Below are 23,653 nucleotides of genomic sequence, written 5' to 3' on the forward strand. Positions count from 1 at the left end.
ATGTCCGCCTCACCGGATCTTGAAGCAAGCATCCAACAGGCACGAGGAAGCGGACAGCCACTGGCGCAGAGTATTCGCGAACCGATGGAGCAGGCGTTTGGGGCTGACTTCAGCGGGGTGAAGATTCATACGGATGCTCAATCTAACCAGTTGAATCGCTCAATCCAGGCGAAGGCATTTACGACAGGGCAGGATATTTTCTTCCGGGAGGGAGCGTATGAGCCGGGAAGCCGGGGTGGGCAGGAGTTGATTGCCCATGAACTGACTCATGTTGTTCAGCAGAATGGCAGTGCAGTGCAGCGATCGCTGCAACCGCAGCAAAAGTCCGTTATTCAGCGCCAAGGCGATCAAAGTCCTGCACAGTCAACAGCAGGATTTAGTGGAGATGTGGCAGGAGATTTAGACAAACTCTACAAACAAGCAGAAGAAGCTCAACCGGAACTGTACGAAAAAGTCACTCAAATTGCCAGTGAGACCTCTGGGGTGGCAAAGCTACCTCAAGCCTTAAAAGGGCGAGAACGAGCAATGGAGAAAACAATGGCTGATTACAAGGGGGATGTTTCTAAATTAGTAGATATTGCACGCGGTTCTATAGTTTACAAGTCATTTCCTGACTTAATGGGTGGGCTAGATGTCTGCAATAGAAATTTAACGCTGGTGCGAGAAAAGAATCGCTTTGCACAACCTACCCCAGCTGGCTATCGCGATATTCTTCTAAACGTTCAGCTATCAAATGGTCATATTGCGGAATTGCAACTCCATCTAACCCAAATTCTAGAGGTTAAGTCAGGTGCAGGGCATAAAATATATGAAGAGGTTCGGAAAATAGAGGCAGCAGCTCAAACAGCCGATCGGGCTTTAAGCTCAGAAGAAAAAGCAAAAATTGATCAGCTTAATGCAGAAGCAAAAGCACTTTACGATCAGGCTTTAGCGAACGCGGGTGGATGATTGACATTGACTGAATAACTCAAAGTAATGTCGCTATGCACTCAATAGAATCGGTACAAGCAGCGAATCAAGTTAACTAGCGGATCATCATATTATGGACTTACCACTCTACTGCATTGTAGGAGATCGACCCGTTAAAGCAATCGAGACGGAAGACGGGGGCATGGATGTTCTTGCCTATGAGTGGGATACTGGCGAGTTTAAGCGTGCAATGCAGTATCTTTCAAAGATTACTTTGGGAGACGGGGAAATAGATTATGTTTCTGAGCAAGAGTTTGAGCAGTATGTCGAAAAACTGCGTCAACAAGCATCATAGGCAGTAAAACCCCTGCAATCATCGTGCAGGGGTAAGGTATCAGGTAGAAGATGACGATCGATCAAATGATTGTTATCGCAAGTTGCCACCGATCTGAATCAACCGCCTAATAAAGCCCTTGCCTTCGCTTCAGCAGGGACAATGACTTTGTTCTTGAAAGAGGCGATCGCTTCCTCAAAAGCGTTATACCAATATGTTTCCAACACCCAAGGATAGCGTTGGAAATCTTCAAACATCGCGTATTCTTTCTGGGCTGAAGTATGTAGCAATGGCTGCACCGGCACCGATTGCAGATTTGGAATAATGGCGTGCAATTCTTGAGGAATACTTCTAGGATCGGTGAGATCGGCAATGATGAACCGCGAAATTTGAGCCAGCGTCGAGATGGTTTCCGTCAGGTCTTTACTTGTCGATGTCTCGCAGTCTATAACCACCGGCAAATAGTTATATTTGCGAAGTGCATCCAAGATTGGCTTGCGCTCCTGCGTGCAGCGACCCAGAACCAGTATGACTTTAGAAGAGATAGTGTTATTGAAATCGGGGATTTTTTGAGTGTTGAGCAGCCGACTGATAAACTCGGCAACTTCCAGATTGTCCACTGCGATCGCGGGTTCGCCAAAAGTAGTGATGACTAGGCTCAACTGCTTGGCTCCCTTCAGTTTTAATCCCAAAGTGGAAATCCCATAAATTGAACACTCTTCAAGGTTGGCTCCCTCTAGATTTGTCCGCACCACCTGAGCCTCACTCAAGTTTGCCCATCTCAGGTCTGTCTTGCGGAAGTCTGCCACGCTGACAACTGCTCGTCTCAGGTTTGCCCATCTCAGGTCTGCCCCACTGAAGTTGGCTTCACTGATTTCTGAATTGCTCAAGTTGCTTCCGCTGAGGACTGCCCCTTTTAAGTTGGTTTTGTTGAATTTTGCCTTGCTGAGATTGGCAGCACTTAAGAGTGCGCCATTGAGGTCTGTCCCATCTAGGAGTGCGCCGCTGAGGTCTGCCCATCTCAAGTCTGCCCCGCTGAGGTTGGCTCTGCTAAGGTTGGCTCCGCTCAGGTTAGCCGAGGTCAGATTAGCCCCGCTGAAGTTGACTAAGGAGAGGTCTGCCCCGCTGAGATTGGCTGTGCTGAGGTTGACTCGTTTAAGGTTAGCCATCTTTAGGTCTGGTCGGATTTGAGGATTCTGTTGTCTTTCCTCATTCCAGGCTTTCACTCCTTGTCTGAGCAGATCCAATTGTTGCTTATTTGTCCGATTTTTCAACCGGGTTTCAATTTCAATTCCTGTCGGGTTTGTTTTAAAATCTATGTTGTTTTTTACCATATAGCTTTCCATAAATCCTCTCTAAATTCAGAAACATTCAGGACTTGAACTCAGATATCCAAACATACTTCAAGTGATTGCGACCAGCGACTTTACGCTTTTGCAGGCAGCTAATTTTGTAATTTTGGATTTAACAAATTAAGTAACTACGTAATTACACGTAAATGGTTTAATTTGATGATCTATATCTTAAGGAATACGCCTTGAGTCTGACTACCATTAAGAGTACATATTTACACAATCTTTAAACAAGTAGTATATTTACTGAGTTTAAAGATAAAACTTGCCATAAATGTTACTAAGAATACAGACAGAAATAACATAATATGCATAACAACAAAAAAGGCTTTTGTTTTGAACTACGTGAGATTACGGGGGCACAGCAGAAGAAGAGGGGAAAAGCGATCGCATTTAGCGATACTGCCAAGGGTTTTATTTAGACTAAAAAGCATACTGTGATTGCTTTATAGCCGTTCTTGGATAAGGTGAAAAACATTTGTCAGTTTAATCGCTTTGTTATCGGCTTCGCGATCGCTCATCCGCTCGGTACGCAATTCTAGAAAAACTACTCGGTAAAATTAAAACTCAGTTTCCACCGAAGTAAGCAGAGCTTTGTCAAGAGCCTTGCCAGTTTTTTTCGACACGCGCCCGCAAATTCCGGAAAAACTTACCAGGTGTGCCATGCCAATAGAGACGGTAGTTTGTAGTTTTAGCTACGAACCCCGTTTCCGTAGTTACGGAAGACATTCTAAGCAAGATGGCGATTTCAGCAAACAATCAAATCAGCGTCAGCCATCGTAGAGGTAAGGGATTGGCATCCCTAACGTCCGCTCAGTAAATCATTCGCCTTTGCCTCAGCAGGGGCAATAATTTTTTCTTCTACAGAAGCGATCGCATCTTCAAGATTCTGATACTGGTAAATGGGTTGAGCGTAAGGATATTCCTGAAACTCCTTCAACACAGCTACCTCTTTGCTATCCACGCTATCCACTTGCACTAACGGTTGCACCGGCACCAAAGGGATACCCTGGAGAATTTTCAGTAATTCTGGGGGGATGCTGCTAGCGTCCGTGAAATCCACAATCATAAACTTCGCCATCCCAACTACGGTGGAGATTGCTTCTGCAAGTTCCGGCGTCGCTGCTTTTTCCAACTCCACCGACAAAGGCAAATAGTCATGTTGGCGAAGGGCATTGCGAAGCCCCTCCAGAAAATCTTTCCGCCCATCTGCTTTGAAACTGCCCAAGATCGGCACGATATTGGAGGCTATTGAGGGAAAAACCTCGCGGATTTTCTGGTGATTCAGCAACAAGTACATAAATGTCGCCACTTCCAGATTATCCAGTGCGATCGCTGGATAACCTGGCGGAGTAATCACCAAATTTGACTGGTTGGCTCCTTCCAACTTTAACCCCCAGGACGAAATCCCATAAACTAAACAACCCTCTAGGTTTGCATTCTCAAAGTTAGTCTTGAGCAACCTTGCCCCCATTAAGTTAGCCTCACCCAAATTCGTCCCGCGCAGATCGGCTCCTTGTAAATCCGCTCCAATTAGATTCGCTTTAAACAAATCCGCCTCGCGAAGGTTCGCCCCGATTAGATTGGCTCCCCGCATATCTACCTCTCTAAGGTTCGCCCCAACCAAATTCGCCCCAGACAAATCAGCTTTACCCAGGTAGACCCAGTGCATATCTGCACCTTCAAGGTTTACTCGGCTCAGGTTCGCCTCAAAGAGGTAGGCTTCGCTGAGATTAGCTTCAGTGATATCTGCCTCTGACAAGTCCGCTTTACTCAGGGATGCTCCCCTCAAATCCGCACCCCGAAGGTCTGTTCGATGCAGAGATGCCTGCATCAGATTGGCTCCACTCAGGTCAGCACTGCACAGAGACGCCCCCGCCAGGTTAACTCCACCCAAATCTTCCTGGCGTAAATCGGCTCCAATTAAATTTGGCGGGATTCCCGGACTCAATTTACGCCACTTATTCCAAGCTTCTACTCCTTGCTTGAGTAAAGCTCGCTGTTGCTTGTTTGCCATGCACTTCAGCTCCCCTCTCTTTTGGCAGATGCGATGATTTTTGGTTAGGCACCCCTAAAGGGTACCAACGATGTCTTGGCGGTTTAAATCGGTTCTCCTGCGCCCTGATATAGAGATGATACTGGTTACAAATTCTCAAAAGACTACTGAAATCGCCGTTTTCTGAAAGAAACGGCTTTGAACAATGGCAGTTCGAGCAATTCATTAGCCGGCTTGTAGATATTCACTGAGGTTTCTTGGGAACCCTAGAAGAGACAGCGACTCTACTCTGACGAAGAGAACCGAGATTTCAAGTGCTGTTACTCGCCAGTCCGTCTTTGGGTAGAAAAAGTGGGAAAGGGATGTTTAAGGGAGAAAAGTTTGGCGCTCAATTTTCCTCCACTCAGACAAATCTAACCCCTGAATCCTTCCTTACAAGGCCAGGGGAAACCACGAAATCAGCCTTTTCTAGGGGAAAGGTTAAGTGAAGATGTATTGGTTTTACGTCCACTGGTCTGATACACAATTGCTAACATTTATTAACTAGCGGCAGAGAGATTTAATTATTTTGAATGTTTGTTTCAAAGGATTGAGAAAGTTATCTGACTGCGGGAAGCTGCCCAACCTAGAATTCTCAGTCTATCCTTCTAAAACGTCCATCTTCGAGCCAAGACAGACAAGGCTGTCGTCCGTGCTGTCGGCAAGAGGGTTCTTTAATAGAGACAAAGTCAGTGGTTCCCTATTCCAGCCTATCTAAACCAGTCGAGGAGTTTACCGTTGCAAGTCCCAGCTGAAACCGTATCTCTTCCAGCTTTGGAGGTTTTAGAAACTCCCGCCGCTTCCCCGCTGGTAGTTTCTTCCAATTCACCTTCCAAACTTTCCAAACAGGTAATTCGGTCTAGCCTAAAAGCGTCTACTTGGGATGCTGTCTTTGCTGTCGTGTTTGGCGGCATTACCGGCGGCGTCCTGCTCAGTAATTTCTTACTCCAATTAGGTGCAAGCCCAATGGAGATTGGGATGTTGTCGTCCGTCCCCATGCTGGTGAATTTGCTGCAACCACTAGGAGCGTATCTGTCAGAACGAACCATCAGTCGCCACTGGTTTAATGTCTGGATCTACGGCCCGTCGCGGCTGCTGTGGCTAATTTTAGTGGCAGGAATTGGTTGGAGTTGCTGGCACCCAACGGATTCGCCCAACCTGGTCAGCTGGACATTAGCAATCGTCTTGGCAACCAATATCATTGGCAGCTTGGGCAGTGCTAACTGGCTCAGCTGGATGGCGGCGTTGGTTCCGGAACAGTTGCGGGGGCGATATTTTGGCTTTCGCAACAGTGCTATCAGCTTGACCACTCTGCTCTCCGTACCGCTGCTCGGTCTAGCCGTGTCGGTTTGGCCTGGCGGGCCGCTTCAGGGATACGGTGTGGTCTTGTTCTTGGGAGTCATCATTGGGTTAATTAGTTTGGGCTGTCAGTTTTTCATGGTGGATGTGAATCCCCAGACGCAGCACGGCACTGCTGATGAGGCAGGGGAAACTGAGCGTTGGGGAACTGCGATCGCTCTGCTCAAAAATGGCAATTTTGTCAGGTTTCTGCTTTACTTTAGCTTTTGGGCATTTGCGGTTAATATCTGCACTCCTTTCTTCGGTCTCTATCTGCTGGACAACCTGAATATCGATGTCAGCTGGGTAACGCTCTATAGCAGCTTAACGGCGGCGGCTACCTTGGTAATGATGGTGGTATGGGGGAAGCTGGCAGACCGAATTGGGAATCGTCCGCTTCTGGTATTTGTGGGGGTGTTGGCAGCACTGACACCTTTACTCTGGCTGGGGCTGGGGGCTGACCCAGTTTCGGTTTGGGTTTGGTTCCCGCTTTTACACCTATTCATGGGTGGCACCTGGGCAGCGATTGACTTGTGTACGAACAATTTGCAAATGGCTGTGGCAGCAGGACGCCATCAATCTGCTTACTTTGCGATCGCTGCGGCGGTTGCGGGTGTCAGTGGCGCACTGGGAACGACTGTCGGGGGATTTCTGGCTGAGTTGGACAATTTCGGTGGCTTGCCAACCGTGTTTGCTCTGTCTGCTGTTTTACGACTTGTGGCTATCCTGCCTTTAGTCTTTGTCAAGGAGCATCGCAGTCATCCGATTCGGAAGGTTTGGCGATCGCTCATTTCGCCGAAACTGCAACTTGTGCCGCTTCGGGCCCCAATTACTGTAGATCCACTGACAAATGGATCAGAATAAAGGTAGGGGTTAGGGGTTGGTGTTCTCATCAACCCCAAAAAAACATGAATCAGGTAGACTACCTTCGGATTAGCTTAATTGACCGCTGCAATTTCCGGTGTCAGTACTGTATGCCGGAGGGTGCTGAGCTTGACTACATTTTGCAGCAACAGCTGTTAACTGATGAAGAATTGCTCACCCTGATCGAAGAGGTATTTATCCCGGTAGGATTTACTCGATTTCGTCTAACTGGGGGCGAACCGCTACTGCGTCCGCGGGTGGTGGAGTTGGTGGAGGCGATCGCGTCCCTGCCGGACACGCAAGACCTCTCAATGACCACCAACGGGTTTTTACTCGCCCCAATCGCCCAACAACTCTACGACGCCGGGTTGCGACGCCTGAATATCAGTCTGGATTCGCTCAATCCCGAAACCTTTGACAAAATTATCGGCAATCGCGGTCGTTCTCAGTGGCAGAAAGTTTGGGACGGAATTCAAGCCGCCCATCGCGTCGGGTTCGATCCTCTGAAGCTGAATGTGGTGGTCATTCCCGGTGTGAACGACCAAGAAGTGCTGGATCTCGCTGCGTTAACAATTGACCGGCATTGGCACGTCCGGTTTATTGAGTTTATGCCAATTGGCAACGATCGGTTATTTGTCGGAAATGGTTGGGTGGCATCCGCCGATTTGCGCCAACGCATCCGCGACATCTTTGGATTGACAGAATCTTTTGTTCGGGGTAACGGTCCCGCCGATGTCTTCCAGATTCCCGGAGCTAAAGGGACGCTAGGATTTATTAGTCAGATGTCCGAGTGTTTTTGCGATCGCTGTAACCGGATGCGTCTATCTGCGGATGGCTGGTTGCGTCCCTGTCTGCTGAATGAGACGGGTCAAATTGACCTAAAAACCGCCCTCCGCGCCGGTGTTAATACAGCCGAACTCCGCAATCAAGTGCAGCAATTGCTGTTAATGAAACCAGAGATTAACTATAAGCAGAGAGATGCTGGCACGACTGGTGCGTATAGCCGCACCATGTCGCAAATTGGGGGCTAAAAAATAATTTTGAGTTTTGAATGAGTCCTGAATTATTCAAAACTCAAAACTCAAAACTATCTTAAGCTTGGCGTGAGTAGTACTCAACCACCAGCAGTTCGTTGATTTGCAGCGCGATCCATTCGCGCTCAATCACGCCGTTGACTCTGCCAGTCATCTTGGTTTTGTCAAACTCTAGATGGCTGGGCATATTTGCCAAACCTGGATATTCCAGGTTCTGTTGCACTAACCGGCGAGATCCTTCCTTATCTCGGACACTGATGACCTCTCCCGGACGGCACTGATAGCTGGGAATATTCACCGCACGACCATTCACCAACACATGACCGTGATTGACTAGCTGACGCGCCCCAGGAATCGTGGGAGCCATCCCCATCCGGAAAACGGTGTTATCCAGACGCATTTCTAACAGTTGCAGCAATGCTTGACCCGTGGAACCCGTGGCGCGACGTGCTTTCCGCACGTAACGCAGCAGCTGCTTTTCACTTAAGCCATAATTGAAGCGGAGTTTCTGCTTTTCCTCTAGTCGGACAGCATACTCTGAGCGCTTCTTCCGGGCTTGACCATGCTGTCCTGGTGGATATGCACGGCGGGCTGATTTGCGAGTTAAACCGGGCAGATCGCCCAGACGACGCACAATTCTGAGGCGTGGGCCTCGATATCGGGACATATAGCTTCCTCTTGTGTACCCTTCAGACTTTAACCAAAACTATCATTGTAAGCCCAATTTAGGAGAAATTTAAAGTGATCCGAAAAATATTTTTTGGTTCGCTTTTTCTATTCTGGGGGGAGTTTGACGATAGTGAGCCAGAAGTCCTCGATTGACTGCACCACCCGCAGGAACCGATCTAGGTCAATCGGCTTACTGATGAAACAGTTGGCATGTAAATCGTAGCTGCTGAGAATATCTGGTTCGGCTTGGGAGGAGGTCAGAACGATGACGGGAATCCTTTTAAGCTGGTCATCCTGCTTAATTTCTGCCAACACTTCAATACCGTTGCGCTTCGGTAAATTGAGGTCAAGGAGGATAATGTCAGGACGAACGGCATTGGCATACTTTTCTTCTCTTTTGAGGAAGGCGATCGCTTCAACACCATCCCGGACAACATTCAGGTGATTCCCAACCTGACTGTCTCTAAATGCTTCTTGGGTGAGCCGAATATCACCCTCATTGTCTTCAACTAGCAGGATTTCTACGGGTCTATTACCCAGATTCACTTTGGGTTCTCTCCTGTTCTGGGAATTGTAAAGTAGAATACACTTCCCTGTCCCCATTCAGAATCCACCCAGATCCGCCCACCGTGTCGATCGACGATTTTTTTGCAGATAGCTAAACCAATTCCGTTACCAGGATAGGTTTCGCGTGCGTGCAAACGTTGAAAAATGACAAAAATTCGTGCTTGATGAGCTGGGGCAATCCCAATACCGTTATCGCGGACTGAGAAGACCCATTCATTTTCGCTTGTTTGAGCGGAAACGTGAACCTGGGGGGGGGCATCTTTACGAAACTTGATTCCATTCCCAATTAAGTTCTGTAACAGCTGCCCGATTTGAGTCGCATCCCCCCTCACCGAGGGTAGGGGATCGCGGGTAATGGTGGCATTATTTTCGGCGATCGAAATTTGCAGATTCGCGATCGCTTCCTCAAAAGAGCGATCGCAATCCACCATCTCAAATTCCCGACTTCGCGTTCCCAGGCGCGAATACTCCAACAAATCTTGAATCAGCCGTTGCATCCGGTTCGCACCATCGACGGCAAAATCAATAAAATCGTCGGCGTCCTCATCCAGTCTCCCTTTGTAGCGCCGAGACAGAAGCTGGGTGTAGCTGGCAACCATTCGCAGCGGTTCCTGCAAGTCATGGGAAGCTACATAAGCGAATTGTTCCAGTTCCGCATTAGAACGAGCGAGTTCCTGTGCTTGTTTGAAGAGAGCCTCCTCCATCCGCTTACGCTCAGTGATGTCAATGACAAAGCACACACCTTTATCTTGATGTCCTTCCAGGGTCGCACCGCCGATCAAAATAGGGATACGGCTGCCATCTTTACGAATATATTCCTTCTCAAAGGGGCTACAAATCCCAGTCACGGCTAGCTCCTGGATGCCCTTTTCATCGAGATAGTTATATTCCACAGGAGTCATCTTTTTCCAATCCACTTTCCCTAAAAGCAGATCCTCCCGCGTGTACCCGACCATCTCTAAGAAGGCGTTGTTGGCTTCTGTAACGTTACCTGACACATCCCAGAAGAGAATCCCAATCATGTTGGATTCAACGACGCGCCTAAACCGAGCTTCGCTTTCTTGTAATGCCTCCTCGGCTCGTTTGCGTTTGGTGATGTCGGTGGAGATGCCGCAAACTCCATAAGGAACTCCAGCCGCGTCGCACAGGGGAAACTTAGTCGAAATGTACGTGTGTAGTCCGTCATCTTGAGGCACAACTTCTTCCCACTCCACAGCAGTTCTGGCTTCGAGTACCTTTCGATCGTTCGCCCGAAATACATCCGCCATTTCTTTGGGGAAGAGATCGTAATCAGTCTTGCTTTTAACCTTTTCTCCATCAATATGAAAAAGAATTTCAAACTGGTGATTAATAAAAATAAACTTGCCCTCAGTGTCCTTGAGATAGATAACTGCCGGAATGTTATCTAGAATCGCCTGCAACCGCGCCTCGCTTTCTCGCAGCGCCTCCGCCGTATGTTTCTGGTCGTCGATGTCTGTGCAGGTGCCGAACCACTTAACGATTCGTCCGGTAGGATCTTTCATCGGCACTGCGCGAGTTAGGTGCCAGCGATATTGTCCGTCCGCAGCCCGTTTGAAGCGATTTTCGATTTCGTAACTCTCGCCCGCCTCCGCAGATTGATGGCACCGCTGTATCGACACCAGCCGATCGTCCGGATGTAGGACAGAGAACCATCCGTCACCCTGGCTTTGTGAGAGGGTTAATCCGCTGTAATCAACCCAGCGCTGATTGACGTAATCGAAATCACTATCTGAGTCTACAGTCCAGACTATCTGCGGGATGGATTCAGCGAGAAAGCGATAGCGCTGTTCGCTTGCTTCGGCTAATTCACGAGCTTCCTGTTCGCGGAGCAAGAGTTGGGCGCGTTCTTCTTCTGCCCGCTGACGCTCGCTGATTTCACTTTGCAATGCTTGGTTGATCAGCCTTAGCTCTGCTGTCCGCTCGTTCACTCGCTCCTCAAGATCGGCGTTCAGGGTGCGAATGTGTTCCTCTATCTGCTTGCGTTCGGTGATGTCGGTGGAAATTCCACAAACGGCATAAACAACGCCACTAGCGTCATAAAGGGGAAACTTAATCGAAATGTAGGTGTGTAACCCGTCGTCGTGAGGGGCAACTTCTTCAATTTCTATCGGAATTTTGGCAGTGAGTACCTTTTGGTTATTCTTGACAAAGGCATCAGCGATCGCAAACGGCCAGATATCGTACAGGCTTTTACCGAGGAGCTGCTCTCTATTGATGTGAAACAAATCTTCAAACCTGTTGTTGATCAGCAGGATTCTGTGCTGAATATCCGTTAGATAAATCAGCGCTGTGGAATTATCCACGATTGCCTGTAGCCGTTCCTCGCTTTCTCGCAGTGCCTCCTCGGCTCGTTTGCGCTCGGTGATATCGTGCATGGCAACAACAGCACCCAGCTTGGTTCCCTGCAAATCAAAAAATGCCTGCCCGCTAGCTAATAAGGTGCGAACTTTGCCTGAATTTGGGGCGATGACCATTTCTACATCGCGGATATGCTCCTCTTGTAACGCTCGAAACAGCGGGATATCTTCCCGCTTCATAGGCGTTTTGCCGTCGGACATATATAAATCGTAGTATTCTGCCCACTGCTCAGCCGGAAGCGGTTGTTCTGGCAAGCCATGAAAGGCTCGTGAAGCCTGATTAAACAGAGTCAGGACACCGTTGGCATCACAAGCAACGATTCCGGCTTCTACGTTATCTAGCAATACTTTTAAGAATTCTCGTTCTTTTTGGAGAGCTGCCTCGGCGCGTTTGAGATCGCTGATGTCGCGGCTCACAACCAAGGCAGTTTCGATTTCACCTTGCTGGTTAAACTCCGGAACCACACGCGATTGAAAGTTGCGGAATCCGTTTACCGTGACAGTCTGGAATTCAATCGCTTGTTCTTGACCTGTTTCAAAAACCATCCGCAGGGTATCTTCCCAAAGCTGGCACAACTCTTTGGGTGAGCCAGCTTCTTCAGGAGTCTTGCCGATGAATGCCTGCGCGGGCATTGCCGTGCTCCGCTCGACAAATGAATTGACATATACATAACGCATTTGTCTGTCAAGACGCATCATCGCATCGGGCGCATTTTCAAGCACGGCTTTGAATTCCTGCTGGCGGTGAGAGAGTGTCACCTCTGCTTGCTTGCGTTCGGCGATTTCGCTTGCCAATTGTTCGTTGGCTTGCCTCAATTGTGCCGTACTCTGCTCGACTCGCTCCTCTAGTTCTGCATTGAGTTGGCGCAGTTCTTCTTCTGCTTGTTGCCGTTGGGAGTCTATGGTTTTTAATGCTTTATCATTCCACCAAACCAGGATGCCAAAAACCACCGCGTTCATCACTCCAAGAATTGCCAGTCCGATGTCGCTGTGGCAGTGCTGTGGAAATACATTCTTGAGGAAAGGAAGCTCGAACAGCCAATCGAGCATCACCAAACAGCCAAGTGGAAACGCGATCGCGATCGCAGCTGGAGACGCGATTTGCAGGAAAGAAAGTAGACGAGAATGAGATTGAGGCATATTCGTGGTTTAGCCCTAACCAAAGGAGCTGTTTTCTTTAACGGCGTCAGCGCCATCCTGGAACTGTTTGATAGCAAGAATTGATGATGAGTTCTCGATCGAGGCTGCTAAAGGAGTTGGAAAAGTGACTCATTCAAACCTAAAAATTGTCTCTCTGATTCCCAGCGCTACGGAAATTTTAGCGATCTTGGGGCTAACTCAGGCGATTGTCGGGCGATCGCATGAATGCGACTATCCGCCAGAAATCCAAAATTTGCCCGTCTGCACCCAGCCCAAATTTAACCCCGAAGGCACCAGTCCGGAAATTCACGATCGCGTTACAGATTTGTTGCAATCTGCTCTGAGTGTTTACCAAGTCAAAACCGACGTTCTGGAACAGTTGCAACCCACCCACATTTTGACTCAAGCTCAGTGTGAAGTCTGTGCTGTCAGCCTCTCAGAAGTCGAGCAAGCGGTTGCTACGCTCACGCACTCTCAGCCGCAGATTATTTCCTTACAGCCTAATTTTTTAAGCGATGTCTGGGCAGATATTCAACGAGTCGCTGATGCCTTGGGTATCGCTGCGCCACCCGTGCTAGCTGGGTTACAGTCTCGCATCGACGCTTGCGTGCAAAAGACGCAAGCACTTCCTGACAGCGCCCGTCCTACAGTTGCCTGTATCGAGTGGATCGATCCCCTGATGGCAGCGGGAAATTGGATTCCTGAATTAGTCAAAATGGCTGGAGGTCAATCTCTGTTCGGTGTTGAGGGTGAACATTCGCCGTGGTTGAAGTGGGAAGCGATCGCAACCTCTAACCCGGCTGCCATTATCTTCATGCCCTGTGGCTTCGATTTAAACCGCACTCGTGCTGAGGCAATGCCGCTACTCCAACATCCCGAATGGCAAAGCTTACAAGCGGTACAAACCGGCAGGGTTTACATCACCGATGGTAACGCCTACTTCAACCGTCCCGGTCCCCGTTTGGTAGATTCTCTGGAAATCTTAGCCGAAATTCTGCATCCCGAAAGCTTCCATTTTGGATACGAGGGTACTGGCTGGGAGTGCTTATTAAATCATTCTCCGGTATAGACTCCATACTTTCTTCACAAAAAAATCTATCTTAGGGCTGACCTCTCTCTACTATCCTGATGAAGATAGTAGTTTAGAAGTGCTGTTACCTGAAGGTGTGTCTGCCCGAATCTAGCTGAGGGTTGATTTTTTCGTCTGACTCGCTGCGGAACTTGCAAAGAAGTTGCACGTAGCATGACAACGGAAATATCGGATTTCTGTAGTCTTTACGGAAGCTATATCCTTGACTTTATAAAACAGGCATTGCTGGTTCCATGAATTATGCAGCACTGCAATTAAGGGGAACTACCAAGATTATGAAGCCTGTCGAAGAATTACAAATTTTACCAAGCAAGCCGGAACCGTTATCATGCACTAGACTTGACTGGATTGATTATGCCAAAGGCATCGGCATCATTTTAGTTGTCTATGTCCATGTTTTGACCAATTTAAAAAATGCTGGAATGGGAATGCATGATTTATTTCATGATTACTCTTTTAATTTTATTTCTAGCTTTCATATGCCACTTTTCTTTTTTCTCTCCGGTTTATTTGTAGAAAAAAGCTTATTGAAGGGTAAGAAGAAATTCTGGGGGGATAAATTCAATACAATTGTGTATCCCTACTTACTTTGGTCTGTTATCCAAGGTAGTATTTTGGTTTTGATGTCAACCCATACGAATAATCCCATTAAATTGCAGTTTAAAGATTTACCATTTTACATGGCTTTTAACCCCATTCCTTTAATTACTCTTTGGTTCTTATATGTTTTATTTGCGTCTTATTTAGTCTTTGCGATCGCTCGAAAATTTATCAATCTATATATATTGTTTTCTTTCTCTATTTTAATTTACTTGCTGAATCCCTATGCGCCTAGCGAAATTCTGACTAAATTCATGAGTATGTTTGTGTTTTTCGTCGTTGGGGTAATTGTGGCACGCTGGTTGCACAACGACTTGAGAAATATTCCGAGTACCTTGTATAAATTGAACAAGCAGCAAATTGGCGCGATCGCGCTGATATTTGTCATTTTTCAAATGACCCTTTTACAATTTGGTTTAAGCGAACAACCAGGAACTAGATTTTTTATGGCATCTGGAGGAATCATATTTACTCTAGCCATATCTTTCTACTTGGCAGAAACAAAAAAATTAGATGTTATTCGCTACCTAGGTTTTTTATCGATGCCCATTTATTTAGCTCATATGTTAGCAATGGGAGCGACTCGAATATTCCTCCAAAAAGGTCTTCACATCAATCATGTGGTTTTACATATCATTCTGGTAACTATTTTTAGTCTGATATTACCAATCCTGTTATATGAGCTAACAAAAAAGATAAGATTTCCTTACCTATTTTCCTTAAGTAAGCGTTCAGCCCTATCCTCAGCAATTTTGGCAGAGAAAGGCACTCAAGCATTACAGCAGTAGGATTGGGATTGTTACCGCACTCAATGTGCCAGTTGACAGACGAGGGGTTTCTTCGCGTGCTTTGTGTCTTCGTAGTTCTAAAATTGTTTTTTAAACCACGAAGACGCGAAGGTAAAATACTGCCAAATTGGCATGATTTACCAGATTTTTCTCTCACCTCGACAGGGTTAGATAAGGATTCCTAACCATACATTGGGGTTAAAATTTTATCTTACAAAGCCGCCAAATACGGCTAAACCGTAATATTTCCAAGGAATAGCCACTGTAGTAAACCCAGAATTTGTCAGCATTTCTAAGTGGGAGGTTAGAGTCGCTAATTGATCTTGACTAGAGTAACCTTGAGGATTGCTCTTACCAATTTTGTTGCGAATTTCCGCCAGCGTTGTTCCTTGCTGCAATGTCCATTCTTCCCGCGCCGTTTGGTAAATTTCCTGCATCACTGGTGATTCCGGCAGGATGGGATCTGCGTTCCAAAAGACGCCGCCTGGGTTGAGGCTTTCACGAGTCCGCTGAAATAATTTCAACTTCATTTCGTCGGTGAGATGGTGAATTGCCAAGGATGAGACACAGGCATCAAAGCTTTCTCCCACCTCCAGCGCATGATTCGCCCAATCTCCGAAGTCGGCTTCAATTCCCGTCCACCTGTCTGCATAGCCTGCTGCGTGGATTTTCTTTTGTGCAAACTGAATCATCCGAGGAGAGTAATCTACAGCAACCAGGTGGGCATCAGGACAGCGGTTGAGGATTTTTAAACTGAGTTCGCCGGTGCCGCAGCCGAGTTCCAGAATGGTTTTGGTTGTAGGAGATAGACAGAGAGCGAACTGACGAGTCAGCGCTATCGCTATCGCATCCAGCATATCGTCATAGCGTGGCAACAGATGGCGAATCCCAGTGTCAAAATCGGCGGTGTTAGCGAATACTTCTCCAGGAAACATAATTTAAACCACAGAGGTACAGAGAATACGAGGAAATAGAGAATAGTAAGATTCTAGTAGGTTTGAGAAAGGCGAATGATGCAGGAACACGAGCAACTGACAATTGCGGAGTACCAAGCGACGGCGGAATCTTTTCGGGAAGGTACTTGGGATCACGATGTTTCCCAAAATCGTGATGCCTTAGTAGCAGCGATGCCTAAAAATCCGGGTAAAATCCTCGATATAGGCTGTGGTCCCGGACGAGATTTGCTGGCATTCAAACGCCAAGGGCATACTGTGATTGGCTTGGATGCAACGCCTGCGTTTGTGGAAATGGCACGACAGGCTGCGGATTGTGAGGTTTGGCAGCAGTCGTTTTTCAATCTCGATCTGCCGCCAGAAACCTTTGATGGGATTTTTGCGAATGCATCGCTACTTCACGTTCCTCATTCCCAAATGGTGAAAGTGCTGAAGGATTTGCATCAAGCGCTGGTTCCTGGCGGTGCAATTATTATTTCTATTTGTCGTGGAGATAGCGAAGGCTATAGCGTTCGTCCAACCGGCTATCGCTTTGTTTCTGGGTGGGAATATGAAACTTTGGCACCCTGTCTAGAACAAGCTGATTTTGAGATTCTCCACCACTACTATCGTCCCCCAGGATTGCCCTGTGAGGCTCAATCTTGGCTGGTGATAGTGGCGATAAGAAGATTAAATTAAAAATTAAAAATGCCAAATTGAAGAAGATGTGGAATTTACATTTTTATTTGCCACAATAACGGCAAAATATGAAATATCAAGTTAGGACAGTAAGAAATTTAAGATGACAAGTGAATCCTATATTTTTCTAGCGGGTGCCAGTCGGGGCGTTGGTCGAGAAATTGCTAACTATTTAACCAAGCAAAATCAGAAGATAAAGGCACTACTGCGATCGCCAGCATCTGCTGCCGAATTGGAAGCGATGGGAATTAAAGGGGTGATGGGAGATGCTTTAAACGTTGCCGAAGTTGAGCAGGCAATCTTAGGAGATGAACCGATTCATGCTGCGATTAGCACCATCGGCGGTTTACCCAAAGACGGCGAAAGAGCTGATTTTTTGGGGAACAAAAATCTCATTGACGCCGCTGTGAAAGCAGGGGTAAAAAAGTTTATCCTCATTTCTTCGATTGGAAGTGGAGATAGTGTCGGGGCTATCCCTCCACAAGCTTTAGAAACGCTGAAGCCAGTGTTAATTGAAAAGGAGAAAGCCGAGAAGTATCTGATTGACAGCGGACTTACTTACACCATTATCCGCCCCGGCGGATTGAAGTCTGAACCAGCAACTGGCAATGGCGTTTTGACGGAAGATCCGCGAGTTGCGGGGACGATTCATCGCGCGGATGTCGCGCAGTTGACTTGCCAGTGTCTTAATTCTGATGCTGCGAACCAGAAAATCCTCTCAGCGGTTGACCGAAATATGATGTATGGGCAACCAGAGTTTGCGGAATTTAGCTTGACTTAAACGGTTTTACCCAGCCTAGCTGAATTGTCCAGTCGAGGAGGAGACGAGCGATCGCAAATAGCAAAATACTCTCTCCTCCTAGAATCCCAAACGACCAGAAGGCATCGGGGAAATTTAACCCAGCCTCCACTTGCCCTAATCCCCGCACCAACCCAAAGGCAAACACTGCGCCAGTCCTGAGGTGTGGATTGGGGTCTTCTCGAATAATATAGCGGTAGGTGACGCCAAACAGAAAACCGCTCAAAAGAGCGATCGCCATACTCACTAGAAAGTGAACGCCATTCGTGACTTTCAGATTGGCGAGTGTCTCAAACTGCTCCGACAGCACGAGAATATTGCTCAGGGTAGCAATGCCATAACCCAGGAAAAAAGACAAAGCAGCAACAGTTCCTGCCTTGATAGATTCTATTCGCTCAAGCCGATCAACCATCTCGTGCAATATCCTGTGAAAATCGCTCCTAGTTCAGTTAAAGGTTTTTTTGGCGACCTCGTCATTCGCCGAGGTCTGCCATAGATGCCTCAAATTGAATTATGATAGGCGCTGGAGTGATTATTGGGCACTTATCTTTACATACAACTATGGATATTTTGAGTCTCGGTTGGGTTTCAGTTTTGGTTTTGTTTACTTGGTCGATTTCAATGGTCATTTGGGGTCGTAACGGCTTCTAAAAGCATTGTGGAAACTTCTGTTCTGACTGTTCTGGCTTTTTCTACCTTCGCCCTGTTAACGGTGGTTTCTGGGGGCATTATCTATCTGACGCTGATAGAATGGCGCGATCGCCGTCGCCAAGATCGGGAGAGGCGAGAGAATAAGCCCTCTCGTCGTCGCTCAACTAAAGTCTAGGGTCTATAAAAGGCAAAAGTAAATTTTTACTTTTGCCTTTTGAGCAAAAAGTCTTTAGGACTGAGGACTGAGGACTCAGTAAAAAAGAAGTTGGCATCCTCAGCAGACAGGGTTTCAAGCCCTTGGCTCTAGCCATGAAGAAGAAAGAAAAGACTTTTGCCTCAAGAAGTTTAACTTAGTCCGTGTTCCGGTGTTATTCAACCATCGCCTCCCATTCCTGCTTTAAGATCCCGTATACGAGCGTGTCATGCCACCGTCCCCGGATGCTGACATTCTCTCGCAACCGACCTTCTTGGGTCATCCCAAGCTTCTGCACCAATGACACCGCCCCTCTATTTTCAGCAATACAGTGTGCATAAATGCGATGCAGTCCAAGCTCTGTAAAGCCAAATTGCAGTAGCGGACGACTCATTTCAACAGGATAATTTCGCCCCCAGTGTTCGGGAGCCAATTCACACCCAATTTCTGCTTCTGAGGCATCGCGATCGCTTTTGCGAATACCGCAATTACCAATCAGTCCGTCCTGTCTCCGGACGACTGCCCATTGATACCTCCATCGGGGCGTTTCCTGCTGCCACAGGAGGAAGCGATTAACGAAGGCGCGAGCGTCTGCCTCAGTGCGCCCGACCTCTGGATAAAAGCGTTGATATGCTGGCGTGGATTGATAAGCTAAAACGGCAGACCAGTCGGCTTCCGTAAATTCCCGCAGCAGCAGACGATGAGTTTGAATAAACATGACTCAATTCCGAAGTGAAAACCTACTTCATCTTCAACGTTGCTCGCAGCGGGTTAACAACTGATACAGACTCCGAAGATTAGCTTCGAGCGCAATTATCGCAGTGTCCGCATCGCCAGCCAGATGCCTCTTGGGTAAAGCCAAAAGCCTGTAACAAAAACTGCCAACGGCACTGTCGTGTGTTCAGGTATTGAGCCATCTGGGACTGAACTTGCTGCTGCTGGCTACTGAGTTCCCCAAACGAGCGAGATTTTCCAACCGAACCCCGAACATAATTGAAGGGATCTTGCCACTCCAATTGTCCAGCACTGTGGAGGAGAGCAAGCGCTATAGCACCGTCTCGAAACTGTTTAGTTACGGCGGTTACTTCCCCTTTTGGTGGGAGTTTGGATGCGAGTTGCTGAGCTTCTTGATATTGCGATCGCATCTTTCCCGCAAAAAATTCCCGTCTTTGCTTATCCTCCGGGTTCAGCCACCCCGTCCGTTCGCTCACCAAGGTTAAAGCTTCAGATAATTTACCATCTCGTCCAGCTCTCCCTACTTCCTGCACGTACTCGGAAAGTAGTAAAGGCGAGTGAAAATGAACAACCCACCTAACATTGCTTTTGTTAATCCCCATCCCGAAGGCGCAGGTACACACCACAAAAGGCATTTCATCACTCAGCCAGCTTGCTTCAATTGAGCGGCGTTCCTCTGGACTCAGCCCCGCGTGATAAGCTGCTGTTGCATAACCGCGATCGCTAAGTAACTGAGTTAATTCTTCGCTATCTCGCCTGGTGCGGACGTAGACTAACCCTGCCTGTTTGGGTCTTTCCTGAATAAACTTGAATAACCCTTGGCGGCGTCCTCTGGGTGTCCAAATGGTTTGCACTTTCAGGTGTAGATTTTGCCGATACGGGCTATTTTTGAAAACCGCTGGCTGTTGGAGTTGTAAGACTTGTTGGATGGTTTGCTGCGCTGCGGGATCGGCAGTGGCGGTGAAAGCAGCGATCGCGATTTTTGTCCCAGATGGCTTTAATTTTAGCAGCGCCGGTCGCACCGCTCCCAGTCGTCGATAAGTTGGTCGAAATGTCTCGCCCCACTGCACTAAGCAATGCGCTTCATCAAGAATTAAGCCGTTAATTTTTAGTTTTGGTTGACACAACTTTTCCCAAACTTGGGCACTCAGCAGCGTTTCTGGGGATAAGTACAATAATCTCAGATGTTCGAGAGTTTGCAGCGTTTGCCGTCGCTGGGGAGTTGGCACTTCGCTATGCAACAAGGCAGCGGGTAAATTGCGATCGCGCAATTCCTGCACTTGATTTTCCATTAGCGCCACCAAGGGCGAAATCACTAACGTTAGTCCCGTTTGCAGTAGCGCCGGGAGTTGAAAACAAATCGACTTTCCCCCGCCCGTTGGCATCACAATTAGAGCATCTTGCTTTTGCAACAAGCTGCGAATAATTTCTCCTTGCGGAGGTCGAAAATCATCATATCCCCAGATTTTTTTGAAGGCGACGCGGACTTCTTCCCAGGATTTTGTTTCGGAATTATTCATCATTCGTATGTAGATGCGATCGCTTCTATAGCAATCCTAAATGATTCGTGAATAAGAAATCCCCGACTTCTTTCTCGAAATTGGGAATCTGAAAGGCTAGCATCTACAGCTCAAATAGGATTGATTCTAGTGGCTGATCTTAGCAATAAGATATATTAAGCTTTAGCGCAATATAACGTAGTTTGTTTTAGTTTTTTCTTAAAAAGGAGTGCCCTCAATGGTTAACTACGGTTTAAATTTAGCCTCGATACTCGGTTTAGTGTATTGGGTTATTGCTTTTATTTATCCAATAATGACTATAATTTTAATAATTGAACGTTCAAGACAGATGAGGCCTTTATCGGTAATTTTTTATGGTATTCAAGTTTTACTTTTACCAATAATAATGTTCTGGTGTGGCTTAATGTTATTGTCTCAAGGTTGGCGTATAGATCCAATCCTTCAATTTGAACAATTTCTTTTAACAGGGGTCATTATTTGCATAATTATTAAAGATAATTTATATTGATTTTATTTAAAATAATAAAGGAGTTAATGAAATGATAAATTTTGGTTTAAATTCAGCATCGATTTTAGGACTACTATATATTATTCTGGCTATCACCTACCTAAGTTTAATTAGAAGTGCAGCATCGAGACGAACAAATAACTTGAGTGACTCAGTTTTAAAATTAGATAAATTTGTATCTGTAATTATAAGAAGTTTGCTGCTAATTTCTGGGATAATTTTATTTTTGCAAGGTTGGCGTTTAGATCCAGTTTTACAATTTGGGCAATTTCTTTTATTTTCATTAATCCTTTATATGATAGGGAAAGATATTGTGATTGAGCGGTTAGAGCGACACAGATAAATTAAGAAGAGTGTCCAGTGAAAAAGCGGTAATTCTTCAGAGCGATCGCTCTTTTATCTCTCCCTACGAAACCTAGTTAAACATGACTACATTTTTCATGTAAAAAAGGCAATTAAGACTTTGAGAGAAGCACAGTTTGTTGTGCTTCCCTCAAAGTCGGTGGTCAGTTGCAATTAATCGCTAACTATTGACAATTTCTGATTATCAATTACCCATTACCAGCCCCAACAAATTCAGTTTATTTTCACCACTCTGCTTAACTTCAGCTAATTAATAAAACTGGTAGGATTTCCCGCCGTAATCGGCTTGGGAATTGGGCTAGAGATGCCTGAAGGCGCTTCCGTCGAACTGGGTGGTGTCGCCGGTTGGTTGAAGTGTTGATAAGCGGTACGAGATATCTGGCGAATCAACTCTGAGGCCTTAGCGTCATTGTGGGGGCGTTGCACCATCACAGCGGCAATGTAGCGCTTGCCAGTGGGCATATCAATCAAGCCAACGTCCGCGATCAAGGAGCCGATATCGCCGGTTTTGTGGGCGATGTTAGCGCCTTTCCCCAGTCCCCGTGGCAGCAACGAATCTGTCACCGTTTGTTGCATGATATGCAAGATGCGATCGCGCGATGGCACCGAGACCACATTGCCTTGATTGACCATTGCCATCACTGTCGCCAACTCCTTAGGACTCGTAGTGTTCGTTCCTTCCAAGTCCGGTAGGGCGTTGTGGATAACAGTTGACGTCAATCCCCAAGATTGGAACCGCTGATTCAGCGCCTCAGCACCGCCCAAACGCTGAATCAGCATATTGGTAGCGGTGTTGTCACTAATCGCAATCATCTTAGTTGCCACCTCTAGGGCGGTGTACTTTGTCCCTGGCTTTTTGTACTGCAAATCGCCGGAACCAGAACCCATCAGATTTTTCTCTAACGTTAACGGTTCATCCAGACGAATTTTTCCAGCATCCACATCTTGGAAAAAGGCGACGAGAATTGGCACTTTAATGGTGCTAGCAGCTGGGAAGATTTCGCTACCCGAAAAGTCGAGATAGGCACCCGTCTCCAACTCTACTAAAAAGACGCCTGGATTTAATTTGGAATTTTGTGTCACCAGCGCCTGTACGTGTGCTTTCAGCGCTGGGATTTCTTGATTCAGCGTCAGAACAGAAGTACCCGCCGCCGTACCCATCGCCGCGTCAGCTTGAGCTGGTGATTTTTGTCCCGGCGCTTGACCAATCGCCCCGACTGCTGACTGCTGATGGAGGGCGGAATCCTTGTTAGCAGCGCCTGCTAGCTGGCGGGTTGCCGGGTCCCAAGCAGATAAAACAGTTCCCGCGATCGCACCAATTCCCACTCCCAAGATGAGCAGACGGGCACCGTACAGCCAGGGAGAAACCGGGCGTCCGGGCGATCGCGTCCGGCGCTGAGGTAAAGTTCCCCCGCTCTTATGCGTGCCTGTGGGCTGAGCTGGCTGGGCAGGAGGACGTTTCTGGAAGCGCCTCACATTCCCCAGCGACGGGACAGGGGAAGGGCGCACTACCTCGCGCAGACTTTGATTGGGGATTGAACCGCCTTGACGCGAGCGATCGCGGCGGCTTGTTTGGGGTGCAGGTGCTTCTATCCCTTGCCTTCCCTGATTCACATCGGAAGCGAATCGCGAGAGTGATTTCCTCATTGGCGTGGTGGATCTTAAGGAACGATTGGGAGCAGAATTTGACTGCACCTGTCGCAGTGACAGACTGGCGCGGGAGGAGTTTCGAGTACGTAGGGACGGGGAAGATTTTTTTTGTTCTGTGTCTAGGGGCGCATTTTTCAAACCGAAACCCATCCTTGCTGAACTTTGATTCTTTCCTCGCGGCGTCGCAGCCACTTCACGGCTCACGCTCAAGGGTGTCGTTTTGAGTGCGTCGCGTCGATTCCGCGACGCGGGTTGTCTTTTTTGTTGCTCCCGCCGACGTTCGCGGATGTCAGAACGATTGTGTTGGTTCGGTGAGGATGAACTATTTGGGCTTTGCCCATTATCTTTAAACGTACTTCCTCCTGATACCGCTGACACAACTGACTGAGTTTCAGACTGCTGAGTCACTCCTAACTCCTCCACCACTATGGTTATTGTTAATTGTTAGCTGTTAAAAAGAGTGACTAACCACTGTACCGGCTAAGCCTTGGCTTTACTTTTCCAG

Annotated in this window: 22 protein-coding genes; 12 read left to right on the plus strand and 10 right to left on the minus strand. The window is 47.3% G+C overall.

Annotated elements, in window-relative coordinates; genetic code table 11:
• Positions 1-948, plus strand: a 948-nt coding sequence (locus tag NC994_RS11145; RefSeq protein ID WP_190437864.1) for a DUF4157 domain-containing protein, incomplete at its 5' end; no start/stop codon positions are given.
• 94 nt (positions 949-1,042) lie between these two features.
• Positions 1,043-1,264, plus strand: coding sequence for a hypothetical protein (locus NC994_RS11150; RefSeq protein WP_190414726.1), 222 nt, complete (start codon positions 1,043-1,045; stop codon positions 1,262-1,264).
• A gap of 98 nt (positions 1,265-1,362) precedes the next feature.
• Here NC994_RS11150 and NC994_RS11155 read toward each other — a convergent pair whose 3' ends face one another.
• Positions 1,363-2,577 carry a pentapeptide repeat-containing protein gene (locus tag NC994_RS11155; protein WP_190437867.1) on the minus strand — a complete coding sequence of 405 codons (1,215 nt, stop codon included), beginning with the start codon at positions 2,575-2,577 and terminating at the stop codon, positions 1,363-1,365.
• A gap of 820 nt (positions 2,578-3,397) precedes the next feature.
• Entirely contained in the window at positions 3,398-4,612 is a 1,215-nt protein-coding gene (locus tag NC994_RS11160) for a pentapeptide repeat-containing protein (protein WP_190437870.1), read from the minus strand.
• A 756-nt stretch (positions 4,613-5,368) separates the two neighbouring features.
• Here NC994_RS11160 and NC994_RS11165 point away from each other — a divergent pair.
• Both NC994_RS11165 and moaA read left to right on the plus strand, forming a co-directional pair.
• The gene (locus NC994_RS11165; protein WP_190425720.1) at positions 5,369-6,832 is read left to right on the plus strand and encodes an MFS transporter; all 1,464 of its coding nucleotides are present in this window, start codon (positions 5,369-5,371) and stop codon (positions 6,830-6,832) included.
• Between the two features lie 44 nt (positions 6,833-6,876).
• Positions 6,877-7,863, plus strand: a complete 987-nt coding sequence (gene moaA / locus NC994_RS11170) for a GTP 3',8-cyclase MoaA (protein ID WP_190437875.1) — start codon at positions 6,877-6,879, stop codon at positions 7,861-7,863.
• Between the two features lie 61 nt (positions 7,864-7,924).
• On the opposite strand, the gene rpsD is transcribed toward moaA, so the two are convergent.
• The 3 genes from rpsD to NC994_RS11185 form a co-directional block, all read right to left on the minus strand.
• The gene (gene rpsD, locus NC994_RS11175) at positions 7,925-8,533 is read right to left on the minus strand and encodes a 30S ribosomal protein S4 (RefSeq protein WP_190414721.1); all 609 of its coding nucleotides are present in this window, start codon (positions 8,531-8,533) and stop codon (positions 7,925-7,927) included.
• A 107-nt stretch (positions 8,534-8,640) separates the two neighbouring features.
• Complete coding sequence (locus NC994_RS11180) at positions 8,641-9,081, minus strand: response regulator (RefSeq protein WP_339380773.1); 441 nt, start codon at positions 9,079-9,081, stop codon at positions 8,641-8,643.
• Positions 9,078-12,620, minus strand: coding sequence for a PAS domain S-box protein (locus tag NC994_RS11185; protein WP_190437878.1), 3,543 nt, complete (start codon positions 12,618-12,620; stop codon positions 9,078-9,080). The genes NC994_RS11180 and NC994_RS11185 overlap by 4 nt, the downstream gene beginning before the upstream one ends.
• Positions 12,621-12,744: 124 nt before the next feature.
• Here NC994_RS11185 and NC994_RS11190 point away from each other — a divergent pair, with 124 nt between their 5' ends.
• Together NC994_RS11190 and NC994_RS11195 are read left to right on the plus strand one after the other, a co-directional pair.
• Positions 12,745-13,689 (plus strand): ABC transporter substrate-binding protein, encoded by a 945-nt coding sequence (locus tag NC994_RS11190; RefSeq protein ID WP_190437880.1) that lies wholly within the window; start codon positions 12,745-12,747, stop codon positions 13,687-13,689.
• Positions 13,690-13,943: 254 nt separating this feature from the next.
• A complete protein-coding gene (locus tag NC994_RS11195; protein ID WP_190437883.1) occupies positions 13,944-15,098 on the plus strand; it encodes an acyltransferase in 1,155 nt (384 codons plus the stop codon).
• Between the two features lie 206 nt (positions 15,099-15,304).
• On the opposite strand, the gene NC994_RS11200 is transcribed toward NC994_RS11195, so the two are convergent.
• A complete protein-coding gene (locus tag NC994_RS11200; protein WP_190437887.1) occupies positions 15,305-16,033 on the minus strand; it encodes a class I SAM-dependent methyltransferase in 729 nt (242 codons plus the stop codon).
• Between the two features lie 78 nt (positions 16,034-16,111).
• On the opposite strand from NC994_RS11200, the gene NC994_RS11205 reads away from it, so the two are divergent.
• Together NC994_RS11205 and NC994_RS11210 are read left to right on the plus strand one after the other, a co-directional pair.
• Positions 16,112-16,729 (plus strand): class I SAM-dependent methyltransferase, encoded by a 618-nt coding sequence (locus tag NC994_RS11205; protein ID WP_190438132.1) that lies wholly within the window; start codon positions 16,112-16,114, stop codon positions 16,727-16,729.
• 103 nt (positions 16,730-16,832) lie between these two features.
• Positions 16,833-17,510, plus strand: coding sequence for an SDR family oxidoreductase (locus NC994_RS11210; RefSeq protein WP_190437891.1), 678 nt, complete (start codon positions 16,833-16,835; stop codon positions 17,508-17,510).
• Here NC994_RS11210 and NC994_RS11215 read toward each other — a convergent pair.
• Positions 17,497-17,940 (minus strand): hypothetical protein, encoded by a 444-nt coding sequence (locus NC994_RS11215; protein ID WP_190414713.1) that lies wholly within the window; start codon positions 17,938-17,940, stop codon positions 17,497-17,499. The genes NC994_RS11210 and NC994_RS11215 overlap by 14 nt on opposite strands.
• Before the next feature lie 149 nt (positions 17,941-18,089).
• On the opposite strand from NC994_RS11215, the gene petN reads away from it, so the two are divergent.
• Both petN and NC994_RS11225 read left to right on the plus strand, forming a co-directional pair.
• Positions 18,090-18,179 carry a cytochrome b6-f complex subunit PetN gene (gene petN, locus NC994_RS11220; protein ID WP_190430645.1) on the plus strand — a complete coding sequence of 30 codons (90 nt, stop codon included), beginning with the start codon at positions 18,090-18,092 and terminating at the stop codon, positions 18,177-18,179.
• A 7-nt stretch (positions 18,180-18,186) separates the two neighbouring features.
• Positions 18,187-18,354, plus strand: coding sequence for a hypothetical protein (locus NC994_RS11225; RefSeq protein WP_190430644.1), 168 nt, complete (start codon positions 18,187-18,189; stop codon positions 18,352-18,354).
• Between the two features lie 193 nt (positions 18,355-18,547).
• Here the strand turns inward: NC994_RS11225 and NC994_RS11230 are convergent, their stop codons facing one another.
• Together NC994_RS11230 and NC994_RS11235 are read right to left on the minus strand one after the other, a co-directional pair.
• Positions 18,548-19,090 (minus strand): GNAT family N-acetyltransferase, encoded by a 543-nt coding sequence (locus NC994_RS11230; protein ID WP_190437893.1) that lies wholly within the window; start codon positions 19,088-19,090, stop codon positions 18,548-18,550.
• A 79-nt stretch (positions 19,091-19,169) separates the two neighbouring features.
• Positions 19,170-20,627, minus strand: a complete 1,458-nt coding sequence (locus NC994_RS11235) for an ATP-dependent DNA helicase RecQ (protein ID WP_190438135.1) — start codon at positions 20,625-20,627, stop codon at positions 19,170-19,172.
• 217 nt (positions 20,628-20,844) lie between these two features.
• Between NC994_RS11235 and NC994_RS11240 the strand changes: the two genes are divergently transcribed.
• Together NC994_RS11240 and NC994_RS11245 are read left to right on the plus strand one after the other, a co-directional pair.
• Positions 20,845-21,135 carry a Ycf66 family protein gene (locus NC994_RS11240; protein WP_190414708.1) on the plus strand — a complete coding sequence of 97 codons (291 nt, stop codon included), beginning with the start codon at positions 20,845-20,847 and terminating at the stop codon, positions 21,133-21,135.
• Positions 21,136-21,166: 31 nt separating this feature from the next.
• A complete protein-coding gene (locus tag NC994_RS11245; RefSeq protein ID WP_190414707.1) occupies positions 21,167-21,478 on the plus strand; it encodes a Ycf66 family protein in 312 nt (103 codons plus the stop codon).
• A gap of 266 nt (positions 21,479-21,744) precedes the next feature.
• Here the strand turns inward: NC994_RS11245 and NC994_RS11250 are convergent, their stop codons facing one another.
• Positions 21,745-23,556: a serine hydrolase gene (locus tag NC994_RS11250; protein ID WP_347276562.1), complete on the minus strand. Its 1,812-nt coding sequence runs from the start codon at positions 23,554-23,556 to the stop codon at positions 21,745-21,747.
• Positions 23,557-23,653 lie beyond the last annotated feature (97 nt).

This window comes from Trichocoleus sp. AS-A1 (assembly GCF_039962015.1).
GTDB lineage: Bacteria > Cyanobacteriota > Cyanobacteriia > Cyanobacteriales > FACHB-T130 > FACHB-T130.